A 15,670-nucleotide genomic window follows, 5' to 3' on the forward strand; every position below is an offset into this window, starting at 1 on the left:
AGCCGGGTCTTTTTGTCGTGGCGTCTTGGCCCAAGCTTCGGCAGCTTAGGCGTCGGCCTGCCGCATTTTACCTGTAAGTCAGGGTGTTCGGTGAGAGGTCGGCCTATCCTGAAACCATGAGTTGATATTCAGAGCAAGAGGTGACCGGGTTGTTACAATTGCCAATAGATGCACTCATTCCGGACGTTCGCCGTACGCTGTCCGCACATGCGCGGGCGGTGCTGGTGGCGGAGCCGGGAGCGGGGAAGACGACAAGGGTTCCTCTGGCGCTGTTGAACGAGCCCTGGCTGCAAGGACGCAAGATCCTCATGCTGGAGCCGCGGCGTTTGGCGGCGAAGGCAGCGGCGCGTTATATGGCCGAAATGCTGGGGGAGAAGGTCGGTCAAACGGTCGGGTATCGGGTAAGACTGGAGACGAAGGTAAGCGCGCAAACCCGGATTGAGGTTATTACCGAGGGCGTGCTTACGCGTCTGCTGCAGGCCGATCAGGCGCTGGAGGATACGGGCGTCGTCATCTTTGATGAATTTCATGAACGCAGCCTGCAAGCCGATCTCGGTCTGGCCCTTTGCTTGGAGTCGCAAACGGTGCTGCGTGACGATCTGCGGATTCTGGTTATGTCGGCGACGCTCGACGCAGCGGCGGTTAGTGCGCTGATGGGCGATGCGCCTGTATTGGTTAGCGAGGGACGGAGCTATCCGGTCGTCACGCATCATTTGCCGCGTAAACGGGACGAGACGGTTGAGCAGGCGACGGCAAGAGCGATCGAAATGGCGCTTGCGCGGGATGAAGGCGATATTTTGGCCTTTTTGCCGGGAGCGCGGGAAATCCGGCGTGTCGAAGCCATGTTGGCAGGTTTGAAAAGGGTTCCGGGCATTCGTATCGCGCCTCTGTACGGCATGCTGCCGCAGCAAGCGCAGGAGGCAGCGCTGCAGCCCGGACAACAGGGAGAGCGGAAGATCGTGATCTCGACGCCGATCGCCGAGACGAGTTTGACGGTCGAAGGCGTGCGCATTGTCGTCGACAGCGGCTTGATGCGTGTGCCGCGGTTTTCGCCGCGCACCGGCATGACGCGTCTCGAAACGGCCAAGGTGTCGCGGGCGTCCGCCGATCAGCGGCGAGGACGCGCCGGCCGGCAGGCGCCGGGCGTCTGCTACCGGCTATGGTCGGAAACGGAAGACCGGGCGCTGGCGGAGCATCGTACGCCGGAGATCGCCGAAGCCGATTTGGCCCCGCTTGCCCTGGAGCTGGCCGCCTGGGGAGTCGCGGATCCCGGAGCGCTCCAATGGTTGACGCCGCCGCCGGCTGCCGCCTATGTGCAAAGCGTCGAGCTCTTGAAGCAGCTCGGCGCGTTGAATGCGAGCGGCGCTCTTACCGGGCACGGCCGGCAGATGGCCGAGCTGGGGATGGAGCCCCGTCTCGCGCATATGGTGCTCCGCGCGATTCCGCTTCACCTGGGGGAGATGGCCTGCGAACTGGCCGCTATGCTGCAGGAGCGGGATGTGTTCGGCGGCGACCGGCAGGGCGACGATGCGGATATTCGGCTGCGATTCGCCGCGCTGCACGATTTTGCGAGGCAAGCCCAGGCTGCGCAGGGGACGGCTGCCGACGCGGCGGTCAAACGGCGCGTTCTGGAGGAAGCGGCGCAGTGGAAGCGGAGGCTTGGCTTGAGCGGTGCGACTAGCGCGGACAAGGACGCAAACTGCGGGCTGCTGCTTGCGCTGGCTTACCCGGATCGAATCGGGCAAAACCGCGGGGACGGACGGTTTATTCTCAGCGGAGGGCGCGGAGCGGTGTTCGGCAAGCCGCAGCAGTTGTCGCAAGAGGCTTATCTGGTGGCTGCCGAGTTGGACGATCAGGGAACGGACAGCCGCATCCGGCTTGCCGCACCGCTAACCTTGGACGACCTGTACCGGCACTTTGACGAACTCATCGTCCGGGAAGCGGTTGTCCGATGGGACGACCAAGCCCGTAATGTGCGGGCGCGCAAACGCGAACGGCTCGGTGCGCTGCTGCTGAAAGAAACGGTATGGCCGAATCCGGAGCAGGGCGAGGTCGTCCAAGCGCTGCTCGAAGGTGTGCGTACGGAGGGCCTCGACCTGCTGACGTGGACCAAACCGGCGAAGCAGCTGCGTGAACGGCTTGCTTTCATGCATCGCCATGCGCGCGGGGACGGCTGGCCGGACGTTTCCGATGAAGCGCTGCTGGAGGGGCTGGACGAATGGCTGGCGCCGCATCTGTACGGGATGAAGCAGCGCGAAGATCTGCAGCGGCTGCAGCCTGCCTCGCTGCTCGAAGGCATGCTGTCCTGGCCGCAGCGTCAAGCGCTGGAGCAGGATGCGCCTACGCACGTAACCGTGCCCAGCGGCTCGCGCATTCCGATCGACTACAGCGATCCGGATGCGCCGGTGCTGGCCGTGCGGCTGCAGGAGATGTTCGGGCTGCAGCATACGCCGCGATTGGCCGGTGGCCGGGTGCCGGTTGTTCTGCACCTGCTGTCGCCGGCACACCGTCCGGTGCAGGTGACGCGGGATTTGGCCAGCTTCTGGCGGGATGCGTACTTCGAGGTGAAGAAAGATCTGAAGGGCCGGTACCCGAAGCACGTCTGGCCGGACGATCCGCTGGCGGCGGCCCCGACGAATCGGGCCAAGCCGCGAAGCTGAAGGCATAAAGAGAAGAGACCGCCCGGCACGATGGCCAGGGCGGTCTCTTTCGAGATTGGAATTGTTATTTTACGCGGTACGTGAAAGACTTTGCTTGGGCAGTCCGGAACAAATACCAGCCGCCGATGATCATGGCTGCCGAGATCAGCAGCGCGATAAATTTAGGCAGCCAGTAGAGCAGCAGTACGCCGCCTGCGATGAGGCCGAGCACGCTGCAAATTTTTTTCAGCGCGTTGTCCGCTGTTCGGAGAAAGCGAAATCCGAAGTACAGCAGAATGAAAGCTAAAGCGTACGAGATAAACGCTTCAAACCCGCCCCAAACAAATAATGTGCATACGCCAAGCAATCCCAGCGCGATGCCTCCGATCGATCTGCCGTTCCATACCATATTGTTCTTCACCTGTCCTTTATTCAGTAGTTCGTCATAGGTTTATTGTAAACGATTTAGGCGCAATCGGAAACCGTCCGAAGACGGACGCTAAGCTGGACCTAGGTCGGGGTTGCGTATGATGCGCGTAGGAGGGGAAGCCGCGTTGCAACAACAGAGTCCGAACAGGTTATAATGGACGTATATCCCATTTAAAGGAGGTCGGTTATGCAGGCGCAAACCTCTTGGCGAAAAAAATTCGCGGTTGCTTTTATCATTTACGCTGCTGCGATTGGTCTCTACCTCGCTGCGGCGACAATCCATCCGATTCCGGAAGCTTACCGCGGAACGGCGGCCGATCCCGCCACGTTCCTCGATCCGGCGAAATACAGGCAGAGCCTCCTATATTCGGCACAGCGGAACTGGATTTTTTTCATCAGTTATCCATGGGAATGGGCTGTTTATTTGTACCTCTTGTTCAGTCGAAAAGGGGCGGCTTGGCAATCCAGGCTGGAGCAATCGCCGAAGCTTCGGAAGTTCACGCTGCCGTTATTTGTGCTACTGCTGCAAGGCTTCGTGTTCCTATGCTTTTTGCCGCTTCGGGTGCTCAGCTATATGTTATCGCGAACGAACGGCATCTCGACCCAAGGATGGGGGAGCTGGCTGCAGGACCGGGCCGTCGACTTTGGCGTTAACTATGTGCTGATCGTGATCGTGGCTTCCGTCGCTTTCCTGATTATGCGAAAGGGCGGGCGCTGGTGGCTGAAGCTGTGGCTGCTGTCGATTCCGTTCACGCTGTTTATGATGTACATCCAGCCGGTCGTCATCGACCCGCTCTATAATCAATTCAACCGGCTGTCCGATCCGCAGCTGGAAGCGAAAATTTTGTCGCTTGCGGACAAAGCGCACATCCCGGCCGAGCGCGTGTATGAAGTCGATATGTCGGAGAAAACGAACGCCTTGAACGCGTATGTGAGCGGCATCGGGGGGAGCTTGCGGATCGTGCTGTGGGATACTACGCTTCAGCGTCTGAACGAGCCGGAAATTTTACTGATCATGGCGCACGAAATGGGGCATTATGTGAAGCATCACTTGGAGTGGAGCGCGATCGGTGCCGTCGGCTCCAGCTTCGTGCTTCTGTGGGCCGGGAGCTTCGCCATTCGCCGTTTGCTGAAGCGATACGGCGATGACTGGGGCATCCGCCGTCTGCATGAGCCTGCTGCGCTGCCGGCGGTGCTGCTGCTCATCTCGGTGCTCACCTTCGTCTCCCTGCCGGTCAGCAATGCCGTTTCCCGGCAAGCGGAGCATGCGGCCGATATCTATGCGTTTCAGCTGATCGGCAGCAAGGAGGGGGCCGTCACGATGTATCAGAAGCTGGCCGAATCGTCATTAAGCGAAATGAATCCGCCGTTGCTCGTCAAGCTGTTTCGCTCCACCCACCCGAGCCTGATGGACCGCATTTTATATTCCCAAGATGCGCCGTAGACGTCATATTGTGTTGATGCCGGGTATGGCTACAGCGCCTCGCTTTATGGATGCGATCGGCGAAGCGCTCGCCGATCGGCTGAAGGCGCATGGCGATGATCGCCCCTCGGTGCAGACGGTGTTTCCTTATGGTGACTGGGGACGGCATCTTGTGCTGCAGCTTCGCGAAATCTCCGTCGACCTCGGCTTGTCCCCGGGACGCGCCGAGCGTTCTATCGGCGCCAGACGTATCCGGGCCGAGCTGCAGGAGTTAACGACGCTGGAAGAAGTGCTTATCGTCGGTCATAGCGGCGGTGGCGTAGCAGGGCTTCACGTATCGCGGTGGCTGCGGAAGGAGTTTCCGCACCTGCGCCTTCGCAACGTGCTCGTCGGATCGCCCAAATGCCGGGTGCTGCCTGACGAGCAGCATGCGGTTCTGGCGATCCGGGCGTCATCCCTTGACGGCCGAACCGTCGACCCGGTCGGACGGCTCGGCAGCTGGGGCGGATGGGAACGGACCCTGCTGGGTCTTGTCCGGTGGAACCGCTGGAAGTTCGCACCGCAGACGCGTATCGAGCTGCCGATCGTCGGCGGGCATCCGGATTATTTTCGCGGGTATGCGCCGTATGTGGATGAGACGGGGATGTCGAACCTGGAGAAAACGGCAGGATGCATCGAGAATTGGTTATCTGCCCATTAATCGCGGGGGGGCGTGGAGCAGAGCGTAATAGCGTCCCGCTGCACAGCAGGATAATGAAAAAAAACGACCTGAATCAGGTCTCGAATTAGGTAGGGGTCGCCGGCTTGGCGGGGGGCGGTGCGAGTTTGGCCCGTTCCCCGCACCAGGCGTATTTTTTGTCAAAAGGCCGCGTTTGGTGCGGTTGCCCGGGAAATGAAGATTAGGAAATAAGGGAAATACGGAAAATACGGAAATCCAAGAGATCCAAGAAAACCAGCCTCTGCTGCAAACAGAAAAAGAACGATTGTGGAATCGTTCTTCGAAGTTAACAAGTATGAAATTGATTTACATGACGGGCCGTGTTAAAATCAAATATAACGCTTGAAAATTTAAAGATAAATAATCATAATTATCTAATTTAATATTACCACAATAAAAAGCCCGTGTCAAGCGTTTCCCCTCACATTTTTTTATTAAAGGAGAAGTCGCATGAATTCCAATGAACATCCGCAATGGCAAGAGGAACAACAACGCGTCCGTCACGTGGCGGCGGAAATCCGGGAACGGATCGGATCGCTGCAGGAACAGCTTGGCGCGATTCGCTCCGATATCGTCACGCTCCGCACACACTTCTGGGACGATGTAACGGTTAACTTCGAGGATGCGGCCGAAGCGGCCGAAACGTATGCGAGCATGAAGCAGCAGGCCGAGGTATTGTCCGAGCGGGAACGCAGTCATAAGCATGCCCGGGCGCAGCTGCTCGTTCTGGAGCGGCTGAAAGACTCCCCTTACTTCGGGCGCATTGATTTTCGCGAAGACGGAGAATCCGCTGCCGAGCGAATCTATATCGGCATCGGCTCGCTTCTTGAGAAATCGGGCGAGACCTTCCTGATTTACGACTGGCGCGCTCCCGTCTCCGGCATGTATTACGATTATGCGCCCGGCCCTGCGCAGTACGATACGCCGATGGGGCGAATAAGCGGAACGATGGAGCTGAAGCGGCAGTACATGATCCGGGGCGGCGAGATCCGCAGTTTGTTCGACACCGGGATTACGATCGGCGACGAGCTGTTGCAGCAAGTGCTGGGCAAGCAGTCGGACACCCAGATGAAAAGCATCGTCGCGACGATCCAAAAGGAGCAAAACTCCGTTATCCGCGACACCAGCAGCAAGCTTCTTGTCGTTCAAGGAGCGGCAGGCAGCGGGAAGACGTCCGCCGCTCTGCAGCGGGTTGCTTATTTGTTGTATCGGTATAGGGAGACGTTAAGCGCCGAGCACATTTTATTGTTTTCGCCGAACCCGATGTTCAACAGCTATGTGTCGACCGTCTTGCCCGAGCTGGGCGAAGAAAACATGGAGCAGACGACGTTCCAGGAATACATTGAGTTCCGTCTTGGAGATGCGTTCGACATTGAGGATCCGTTCCGCCAGCTGGACGATGCATTGACGATGATGGACACGGCCGATTATGACGTGCGTATGGAGAGCATTAAGTTTAAAGCGAGCCTCTCGTTCCTGCAGGTCATGGAAAGGTATGTGAACGGTTTGAAGGAGGAAGGACTTGTTTTCAAACCCGTTATGTTCCAAAACCGCGAGCTGATCGGTGCGGAGGCGATGCGTCAGCAGTTTTATGCGTACGACCCGAGCTGGTCGATTCCGAACCGGCTGCGCCAGCTGGTTGAATGGCTGCAGCAGCAGCTCAAACAATTCGCGCGGGCCGAGAAGCGCAAGCCATGGGTCGAGGACGAAATTGAGCTGCTCGATCAGGACGCTTACATGGAAGCGTATGAGGCGCTGCGCCGCAAGAAACGGTTTACCGAAGAGTCGTTCGACGATTTCGAACAGGAAAAGGCAGCTTTGGCCGCGATGGTTGTCAACGGGCATTTTAAGCCGCTGCGCAGCTGGGTGAAACGGCTCAAATTTGTCGATCTGCCGGCGACGTACGCTGCGTTATTCGCAAGTCCCCGGAAAGCTCTCGATTGGGCCGGCGAAGCGGGGCTGCCCGGATGTTGGCCGGCGGTTTGCGCTCTAACCCTTGATCGGTTGAAGCGTGGAGAGCTGGCGAACGAGGACACGACGCCGTTGTTGTATTTGAAGGACCGCATCGAAGGCGCGCACCGCAATCTGAAGGTGCGGCATGTGTTTATTGATGAAGCGCAGGATTATTCGCCGTTCCAATTCGCGTATTTGATGCAAATGTTCCCGAGCAGCCGATGGACCGTGCTGGGCGATTGGAATCAAGCGATTCACGTACAGGCGGCGGACCGCGACCGGTTCGGCGATTTGATCGCGCTGTTCGGCGAGGAGCAGTCCAAACGTATCGTGTTCACCAAAAGCTACAGGTCGACCCGGCAAATCGTCGAATTTACGCGCGGGATGCTGGTCGGAGGGCAGGTTATTGAGCCGTTCAACCGCGACGGTCTCCTGCCGACGGTAACTTATGCCCCCGATCTTGGCGCCATGCGCGAACAAATCGTACGGCAGCTTGAGACACTGCTCGAAGAAGGGCACCGAACGCTTGCCGTTATTTGCAAAACGGCGGCCGAAAGCCAGGACACGTATGCGGCGCTGAAAGAGCGCTTGCCGGTTCGGCTGATCAGTACGGAGACGGTTACGTTCGAGCCCGGTCTGCTGGTCATCCCCGCCTATTTGGCCAAAGGGGTGGAGTTCGATGCGGTTATACTGCATAACGCCTCGGAGGAACGGTACGGGCGGGAGAGCGAAAGACGTTTGTTTTACACGGCATGTACGCGGGCCATGCATGAGCTGCACTTGTTCCATACAGGGAAAGTAAGCCCCTTTGTGGCGCAAACGCCGCCGGAAACTTATATAAAGCGCTGATGCGGAAAACGGCCGGTCTATTCAAAACCGGTCGTTTTTGCGTCAGCCGGGAAGAAATCGGTTATAGTGAATAAAATAAAGTCTACGGACTATGCTGGTAAGGAAGCCCAAATTAACGATTGAAGGAGGTGCGGGAGTCGGATGAAGAAAAAAAACGTTTTTTTTCAAACCTTAATTTGCCGGTTTCAAGATGACGATGTGTCGGCGTTGGCCGCTCAATTGACTTATTATTTGATCCTGTCGTTCTTCCCGTTTCTCATCTTCGTCGCGGCACTGCTTAGTTTTACCCGTTTTTCGGCTATAGACGCGCTCGAGCGGTTAAGCTTGTTTTTACCGGAGATGTCCAATCAGACGATCTCGGAGGTTTTTTATGAAATCGAGCAGACCCGCAGCGGCTCGCTGCTTTCGTTCGGATTGATCGCGGCGCTCTGGTCGGCGTCCAACGGCGTCAATGCGATTATTAAGGGACTTAACAAGGCGTACGATGAAGAGGAGAACCGCCCGTTCTGGCTCGTCCGTTCGATGTCGCTGCTGACGACGGTCGTTCTTGCGGTTGCGATCCTGTTAAGCTTCAGCATGCTCGTGTTCGGCCGGATGATCGGCGAATGGATTTATCATACGGCACATTTGCCGGGCGATTTCTCGCAGTTATGGGGATGGGTTCAGTATGCAATCCCGCTCGTCGTGTTATGGACGATGTTCGTGCTGTTATATTCGTACTTGCCAAATGTGCGGCTAGGGTATAAAGCGGTCATTCCGGGCGCGATCTTTGCGACCGGCGGCTGGATTGTCGTCTCGATGCTGTTCTCCTTCTACGTGAATCACTTTGACAGCTATTCGAGAACGTACGGCAGCATCGGAGGCATCATCGTTCTGCTGACCTGGTTGTACTTATCGAGCATGATTATATTGTTGGGCGGCCAAATCAACGCAACGCTTCATTTTATGAAGACAGGAAGGGAGAAGCCGCCGTGCAAAGCGTTCTCGTTGTCGCTTTTCGGATGGAGTCGTAAGTCAACGTGAATGAAGTTAATTACATAAATTATTAATTACATTAATTAAAATCCGGCAAAACTGCAAGGAGTAGACGCCATGTCTTCGCCGCCGTATAATAAGATTTCATCTTTTTGGCGGGAGGCCCCTATATGAACCATGGAAAAGATCGCTATGTCAGACAGCCGGCGAACGCAAGCACCTGCTGGGAGCCGATGTATCGCTTGGACGTGCCGCTCGACCCGCTTGAGCGGGGGCTGCTTATGACGGGCGAACTATGGCGGCTGCATCGCGTATCCCATTTCGGAGCGGCCGCTTTAGCCAGTCCGGTCAAACACTCGCGGTACGAGCATACGTTAGGGGTATGGGCGCTCGCCAAGACGTTTTTCCCGGAATGGCGCGAGCTGCATGCGGCGGCGCTGCTGCACGATATCGGCCATCTGCCTTTCTCTCACGCGGTGGAGAAAGCGATCGGGCAAGATCACCATCGCATGACCGAACAATTGATCTTGTCGGCGCCGATAGCCGGTTTGCTGAGCAAACACGGCTTGTCCGCATCGGATATCGTCGACTTACTGAATACCGACTCCCCGTTGACGCACCGATCCGGTTTTTTGGGCTTGGATCACCTGGACAGCTTCCTGCGCGACACGCATGCAGCGGGCTTGTACGATCGGCATCCGGCGGAGCTGATCCGAAACATTCGTTTCGAAGGCCATGTTGTGAGCACCGATGAAGAGACGGCCTCTCATATACTGGAAGCCGTTGTTCGCGATCACCGCATATTCCTGCATCCGTACCATCTGGCCCTGGATGCGCTGCTGTCGAAGGCCGTGCTGGGTCTCATTCGCGAAACGCCCTGTTTCGCGGAGGAGATCCGGACGATGACGGACGACCGGCTGCTGGCTCGATTCGAGTCGTCCGGGGACGACGAGGTTCGGGCCATGGCGAAGGTGCTGTTTCATCAACCGCATCGGCTCCGCCCGAGTGAGGCGCATGCCCCGCATGCGATTCGGGCGGAAGTCCGCAAGCTGTATCCGAAGCAGCCGCTCGTCAATGGCGTTCCGCTCACCGAGCTGCGGGATGATGCGAAGCTTCTCCTGCAGGAGCTGGAATCGCTGCGCGGCGTGTTCTTTTACCGGATCGATTAGCCGCCGCGTTCGTCGGGAAGGGAGAGTTCTGATCGGCAGATGCAGGGAATCGGATCGCTTGAAGCGTCTCTACAGAGAAGAGGCGCTTTTTGTATTGCCAATCATACCGATACGACCTCAAAAAAATTTGCAGCCTTTATTCAGCGGAACATACAGTTGTGACGTCTATATTAGAGTAAGGCTCAAATCTTGGTCGAAAATGTTGAAGCAGGGAGGAGTATTGCGTCATGAAATGGATTCGCCGCATGTTGTTAATTGGCATAACCGCCGTTATCCTGGCTATAGGTTGGCCGCACCTCGACCGCCTGAAGCCGGCAGCGGCCTTCGCGTGGCGCTCCGTCAGCAGCGGGGAATTTCTGAAGCCGGGCCCCGTCATTCAGGGGGAAGCCGCCGTGCTCGTGAATGGGGAGACGGGGGAACTTCTGTTCAGTAAACGGGCAAGCGAACGCATGTACCCCGCAAGCACGACGAAAGTGATGACGGCGCTTATCGCCTTGGAACGGTTGAAGCCGGAAGATCGGATTACGGTTGGCGACGAGGTGAGCTTGCGTACGCCCGGTGAAAGCTCCGCAGGACTGACCGCCGGTCAAAAGCTGACGCTGCGCGATCTGATCGCGGCCATGATGCTGCCGTCCGGCAACGACGCCGCCCGCACGGTCGCCGTCCATGTGGCCCGCAAATCGTGCGGCGCCAAGCTGAAGACGCGGGAAGCGATGAACTGCTTTGCGAAGCTGATGAACGAACGGGCGAAGCAGCTGGGGGCGGACGACTCCCACTTCGTCAATCCGCACGGGCTGCACGACCCTGACCATTATTCGACGGCTCACGATCTTGCGATCATCGCCGTGAAGGCGATGGAGCAGCCGGAGTTTCGCCGCATCGTAGCAGAGCCCGAGCATCGGGTTGCAGGCAGCGCGGGGACCGGTTCTACGGTTTCGAGCAGCGGTTCCCCGGCCCCGCAGCGCTATACGAACCGCAATTTGCTGGTGCAGCCGAGCGGCGGTTATTATTTTCAAGGCGCTAACGGGGTGAAAACAGGATTTACCGATGAAGCCGGCTATTGTTTGGTCGCTTCGGCTCAACGCGGCGGCACTCAACTGATCTCCGTCGTGCTGCGGTCGACGCAATCGGAAGTCTGGACCGATTCGACAGCGCTGTTGACGTACGGTTTCGGGAAATCGTCGTAACGCGTAGAATTGCGGCGCATGCAAAACCGCCGTATGACGGCTTATTTACATTCGGTACCGAATTCGATATAGTGTCTGTAGCTGCTGGAAAGTTATTCCTAATGGACGAGCTTGCCGTATTCATTCGGGGGGTGAACCGGACACCGGGTTCGGTTCCGGCAGCCGGACAGAAAGGACTGTCGGAGGAGACGCAGTACAACGATGTCTTAGGCGGGATGGGAGAGGGAGTCCGGTGATCAGTACGTTGATGTGGGTGTGCATCCTTACTCTGGTGATTCATAGCGTTGAAACGCTGTCTTACGCCATCCGGTTGTCGGGCGTACGCGCCGGGAAGCTGGCTGTCGCGCTATCCATAACGGGGGTCGTCGTGCTTGTGTCGCGTACCGCGAATTTGATTCAAGCGCCGTTAACGGCGAAGCTGATCGACCAGGCGAAAGGCAGCGAATCGTTTCCGCTGGAAACGTATTTCAGATACATTTTGGGCGCATCTTCGCTCGGGACGCTGGTCGCGATTGCGCTGTTTCCGACCTTTGTCTTTTTGTTCGCGAGGGTCATTGCGCATTTGGAAATCGAGGGCTCGATCCCGAAGCTGATCTCCAGCGTCACTGTCGATAAAATCAGGCACGCGAAGCATCACCTGCGCAAACCGCGTCTTTCCATGCTGCGTAGTCTCCGATATTACGGCATTCCGAAGCGGCTGCTCGTCTTGAACGCCGTCGTCACCGCAATCTATACGGTAGGCGTCCTGTCTTCGTTGTATGCGGCTCATCTGGTACCGGCCTACAGTATGACGGCATCGCAATCGTCCGGACTCATCAACGGAATTGCGACGATTATGATGACGGTGTTTGTCGACCCTCAGCTGGCGCTCATTACGGATAAAGCGATTGCGAACGCCGAGGCGCGGAGCAAGCTCGGACGTATTTTCGGCCTGCTGATGATTTCGCGGTTTGCGGGCACGCTGCTTGCGCAGCTTTTTTTCTTACCGGGTGCGTACTGGGTCAGTTTGGTAGTACAGTGGCTGTAACATGGAGGCACTCGACGTTAGCGGGGAATTGACGCACGGATTGATGGATGGAGGATGACCGGGAATGGAGAACAGGATGCATTCGCCGCTGGGCCCCTTGGCTATTAACGTACGGATTCGAACCCGAAAAGCAGCCCGTGATGCATTAACTTTCGTTCCGACCCCGTCTTCCGGCAAGCCCGCACAGCCCGAGCAAACCGAGCAGCCCCCAGTTGGCCCGGCTGGTGGCGTCGGCTGCATTCGTCTGGAAAGCTTGAATCCCGCCGTAGGGAAGAGGAGTTCCTCCGAGGCCTGGCGGTACGAAGCCCGGCGTACTGCCGGATCGACCGAGCTCCGCCGTACGGTCGAGGCCGGCGCCGGCCGGGCTTGCTGGCGCGGCTGCGAGGGGCGTTATCTGCAGCGACACAGCAGCGAAAGCCGTCGTCACAGGCACGGACGCAGACAGAGCGGCGAACACGATGAAAAAGAACCAGCTTTTCAACATTCAACATGACCTCCGTTAGCCGGGGAACCCATTTTTCTGATAGCATTCCCCAATTCGCCTGCGCGCTTGACATCAATCAAGGAATATTTCGATACCTGTTGACAGCGGTCAAACGATCCGATATATTTATCTTAAATTAAAGATAATTCGACGGGGACGATCGGCCGAAAGGTTGAATTATTTTTATGTATAAATCTTAATATTAAGATTTTATTGCGTGAAGTCTTAACTTTAAGATAAAATAAAACTTTGGGAGGCTTTTTTATGATGATGGACACCGGATTGTTGATCATTCGTTTGGTTGTTGGCTTGACGTTAGCGGCGCATGGCGCTCAGAAGCTGTTCGGCTGGTTCGGAGGCTACGGTCCGAAAGGCACGGGGGGCTGGATGGACTCCATCGGTATCAAGCCGGGCGTACTTATGGCGGTGCTCGCCGGGTTGATGGAGCTCGCAGGCGGCATATTGTTCGCTGCGGGGCTGTTCACACCGGTTGCCGCCGCGTTGATCGCGGTCACGATGCTTGTTGCGATCGTGAAAGTGCACGCTGCTAACGGCTACTGGGTTTCGTCGAACGGATACGAATACAACCTGGTGCTGATTGCTGTTTCGGTCGGCATCGCATTCATCGGCGCCGGCGCTTATTCGCTTGACGCGCTGCTGTGAGCATTGGGCCCGCTGCGCCCGATGGGAGCGTACCTCCTCACCTAATACTGTCAAGAGAATGGAGGATTTATTCGATGATACGCATTTATCCCGCTGCTTCCCGTTACTCTGCTGACCACGGCTGGTTGAAAAGCAATTTTAGTTTCTCCTTCGGCGACTACTACGATCCTGAGAACATGAACTTCGGCGTCTTGCGGGTGTTGAACGACGACACGATTGCAGGCGAACGCGGCTTCGGGGCTCATCCGCATCGCGAGATGGAGATCGTCACGATTGTCCTGAAGGGTCAGCTGCAGCATGAAGACAGTACCGGCCACAAAGCCGTCACAACGTTCGGCCAAGTGCAGCGGATGTCGGCGGGCACGGGCATCATTCATTCGGAGGTCAACCCGTCCAGCGAAGAAGTACAGCTGCTGCAGCTTTGGTTCATACCGGCCGAACGGGGATTAACCCCGTCATACGAAACGACGGATTACGACTTGACGAAGCTGCGCCACCAATTGCTGCCGGTCGTTTCCAACGCATCCGGTCCCCATATCGCGCACATCCATCAAGATATGACGATCTATTTGAGCGAGCTGGAGAACGAAACGATCGACTTTCAGCAGAAGGAAGGGCGGCGTACGTTCCTGTTCGTCATTGAAGGCTCGCTGACGTTGAACGGTGACAACAAGCTCGATCGCCGGGATTCCGCGCGAATCGAGGACGTTACCAACCTGTCCCTTCAAGCCGAAGGTCAGACGCTGTTTATGCTGATTGACCTTCCCTAAAATCAAGATTCCGTAAACGAGGTGCCGGTCCTTCGCTGCAAATGCGGGGACCGGCACTTATTTTTATGTGAAAAATCTATATTTTTCAAGTTCAAGCGAATACGTTATACTGTTGCTATATCTTTTCCATCTTGGGGGTTGAACCGTACATGAGCCAGAATGGCGATTACGGCGCGATGGGGCGCCAATATTTACAAGCGGAATCATATGGCGTCGCGGCTTTTTGTTTATATCGCGCGATTTTGGAAAATAAGGAAAACGCCAGTGCGTGGAACGGCTTGATCCTCGCCTTGACTTTCATGCGTAAGGAGTACGATGTCCAGACGGTGCTTGCGAGATTTGCCCTGCAGCCGCAGGTCCCTTATGATCCGGACATGATTTCGTTCGCGATGATGATGTGGCAGAACAACCCGCGTGCGCTTGGGGAATGGATGGCCGCGGTGTCCCGGATGCGGGGGACCGGCGAGCATAAAGCGATGCTGACCGGGCTGGAGGCCGACCTGAAGAAAGCATACGGCGACCTTGTGGAGCAGCACGGCGAAGAGACGTTACAGGAAAAAGGCATGATCCCGCTTGCGGAATATGCCGCCAGACGGATTGAACTTGACTGGATTCACGAAGGCGGATCCGTCGATACGATATATAACAACGCGAAAGAATGGATCGAAGATCCCGAGCAGGCGCTCTCGTGCGTTCGCTTGCTTTGTATGCTGCCGGACCCGCGCAGCGAGAAGCTGCTGCGTCGCGTTTGCCGCAACGAAGAGCTGGATAGCAAGGTGCGCACCCATGCGCTGCTTGCGCTGCGCTGGCTGGGCATACGCGGCAACGTGAAGTTCCATAACTTCGGCGAATCATTCGTCGTTAATCTGGACAATCCGCAGCCGGAGCTGACGGTCTCGGTACCCGCCGTCTTCAAGCCGGCCTTGAACCGGATGATGCTGTGGGTTGCTAAAGAACAAGGTCATGTTACAGCGGACGAATACGAAGCGGCCGCGTCCACCGACGAACCGGAATTTTCGGACGAACTGGCCGAGAAGGTGAAGAATGCCGAGCTTCCTTCGCTGCTGCAGGAAGTCGTGCATACGCTGATTCGTGCCGCCTATGACAAATATTATCCGCTCGTCCCCACGATTCGCGGGACTCGGGACTGGGCAGCCGCATTCCTGATGCTGATGAAGGATTACGCCGTCGGCGTCGGGATGGGTTGGCCGCTCGGCGAACCGGAGCAGATCGAGCAAGCTGTGCTTCACCGCAATTGGCTGCTGAGCGGTTCGCCGGACTTCTATGAAACGCTGCAGTCCGTCCATGCTTAACGCGCCGACCCCGTTATGAAGAGAAGAACCGATTTCCCGCATAGAGCTGACGGCGGGGAGGCGGTTCTTTT

At 57.0% G+C, this 15,670-nt stretch carries 14 protein-coding genes; 12 read left to right on the forward strand and 2 right to left on the reverse strand.

The annotated features are described in order from the left end of the window. Positions 1-149 precede the first annotated feature (149 nt). Complete coding sequence (hrpB, locus tag JMF85_RS15660; RefSeq protein WP_201318474.1) at positions 150-2,660, forward strand: ATP-dependent helicase HrpB; 2,511 nt, start codon at positions 150-152, stop codon at positions 2,658-2,660. Between the two features lie 64 nt (positions 2,661-2,724). Here the strand turns inward: hrpB and JMF85_RS15665 are convergent, their stop codons facing one another. Next, positions 2,725-3,048, reverse strand: a complete 324-nt coding sequence (locus JMF85_RS15665) for a hypothetical protein (RefSeq protein ID WP_127604431.1) — start codon at positions 3,046-3,048, stop codon at positions 2,725-2,727. A 207-nt stretch (positions 3,049-3,255) separates the two neighbouring features. Here JMF85_RS15665 and JMF85_RS15670 point away from each other — a divergent pair, with 207 nt between their 5' ends. From JMF85_RS15670 to JMF85_RS15700, 8 genes are all read left to right on the forward strand, one after another. Continuing rightward, the gene (locus tag JMF85_RS15670) at positions 3,256-4,512 is read left to right on the forward strand and encodes a M48 family metallopeptidase (protein WP_201318475.1); all 1,257 of its coding nucleotides are present in this window, start codon (positions 3,256-3,258) and stop codon (positions 4,510-4,512) included. Between the two features lie 25 nt (positions 4,513-4,537). Further along, positions 4,538-5,191, forward strand: coding sequence for a hypothetical protein (locus JMF85_RS15675; protein ID WP_127604429.1), 654 nt, complete (start codon positions 4,538-4,540; stop codon positions 5,189-5,191). Between the two features lie 468 nt (positions 5,192-5,659). Further along, complete coding sequence (gene helD, locus JMF85_RS15680) at positions 5,660-8,011, forward strand: RNA polymerase recycling motor HelD (RefSeq protein WP_201318476.1); 2,352 nt, start codon at positions 5,660-5,662, stop codon at positions 8,009-8,011. Positions 8,012-8,152: 141 nt separating this feature from the next. Then, on the forward strand, positions 8,153-9,034 hold the full coding sequence (locus JMF85_RS15685) for a YihY/virulence factor BrkB family protein (protein ID WP_201318477.1): 882 nt from the start codon (positions 8,153-8,155) through the stop codon (positions 9,032-9,034). A gap of 122 nt (positions 9,035-9,156) precedes the next feature. Further along, positions 9,157-10,155, forward strand: a complete 999-nt coding sequence (locus JMF85_RS15690) for an HD domain-containing protein (protein ID WP_155614333.1) — start codon at positions 9,157-9,159, stop codon at positions 10,153-10,155. 227 nt (positions 10,156-10,382) lie between these two features. After that, the gene (locus JMF85_RS15695) at positions 10,383-11,342 is read left to right on the forward strand and encodes a D-alanyl-D-alanine carboxypeptidase family protein (protein WP_201318478.1); all 960 of its coding nucleotides are present in this window, start codon (positions 10,383-10,385) and stop codon (positions 11,340-11,342) included. A 101-nt stretch (positions 11,343-11,443) separates the two neighbouring features. Continuing rightward, positions 11,444-11,578: a hypothetical protein gene (locus JMF85_RS28410; RefSeq protein WP_269103453.1), complete on the forward strand. Its 135-nt coding sequence runs from the start codon at positions 11,444-11,446 to the stop codon at positions 11,576-11,578. Next, on the forward strand, positions 11,575-12,369 hold the full coding sequence (locus JMF85_RS15700) for a lipid II flippase Amj family protein (protein WP_141333921.1): 795 nt from the start codon (positions 11,575-11,577) through the stop codon (positions 12,367-12,369). Before JMF85_RS28410 ends, JMF85_RS15700 begins: the two co-directional genes overlap by 4 nt. Positions 12,370-12,514: 145 nt before the next feature. On the opposite strand, the gene JMF85_RS15705 is transcribed toward JMF85_RS15700, so the two are convergent. After that, positions 12,515-12,853 carry a WGxxGxxG family protein gene (locus tag JMF85_RS15705; RefSeq protein ID WP_127604421.1) on the reverse strand — a complete coding sequence of 113 codons (339 nt, stop codon included), beginning with the start codon at positions 12,851-12,853 and terminating at the stop codon, positions 12,515-12,517. A 267-nt stretch (positions 12,854-13,120) separates the two neighbouring features. Between JMF85_RS15705 and JMF85_RS15710 the strand changes: the two genes are divergently transcribed. The 3 genes from JMF85_RS15710 (at position 13,121) to JMF85_RS15720 (ending at position 15,599) form a co-directional block, all read left to right on the forward strand. Further along, on the forward strand, positions 13,121-13,516 hold the full coding sequence (locus tag JMF85_RS15710) for a DoxX family protein (RefSeq protein WP_127604714.1): 396 nt from the start codon (positions 13,121-13,123) through the stop codon (positions 13,514-13,516). Positions 13,517-13,590: 74 nt separating this feature from the next. After that, the gene (locus tag JMF85_RS15715; protein WP_127604419.1) at positions 13,591-14,286 is read left to right on the forward strand and encodes a pirin family protein; all 696 of its coding nucleotides are present in this window, start codon (positions 13,591-13,593) and stop codon (positions 14,284-14,286) included. Between the two features lie 149 nt (positions 14,287-14,435). After that, positions 14,436-15,599 carry a HEAT repeat domain-containing protein gene (locus tag JMF85_RS15720; RefSeq protein ID WP_201318479.1) on the forward strand — a complete coding sequence of 388 codons (1,164 nt, stop codon included), beginning with the start codon at positions 14,436-14,438 and terminating at the stop codon, positions 15,597-15,599. The last annotated feature ends 71 nt before the right edge of the window (positions 15,600-15,670 follow it).

The organism is Paenibacillus sp. EPM92, assembly GCF_016586185.1.
Taxonomy (GTDB): Bacteria; Bacillota; Bacilli; order Paenibacillales; family NBRC-103111; genus Paenibacillus_G; species Paenibacillus_G validus.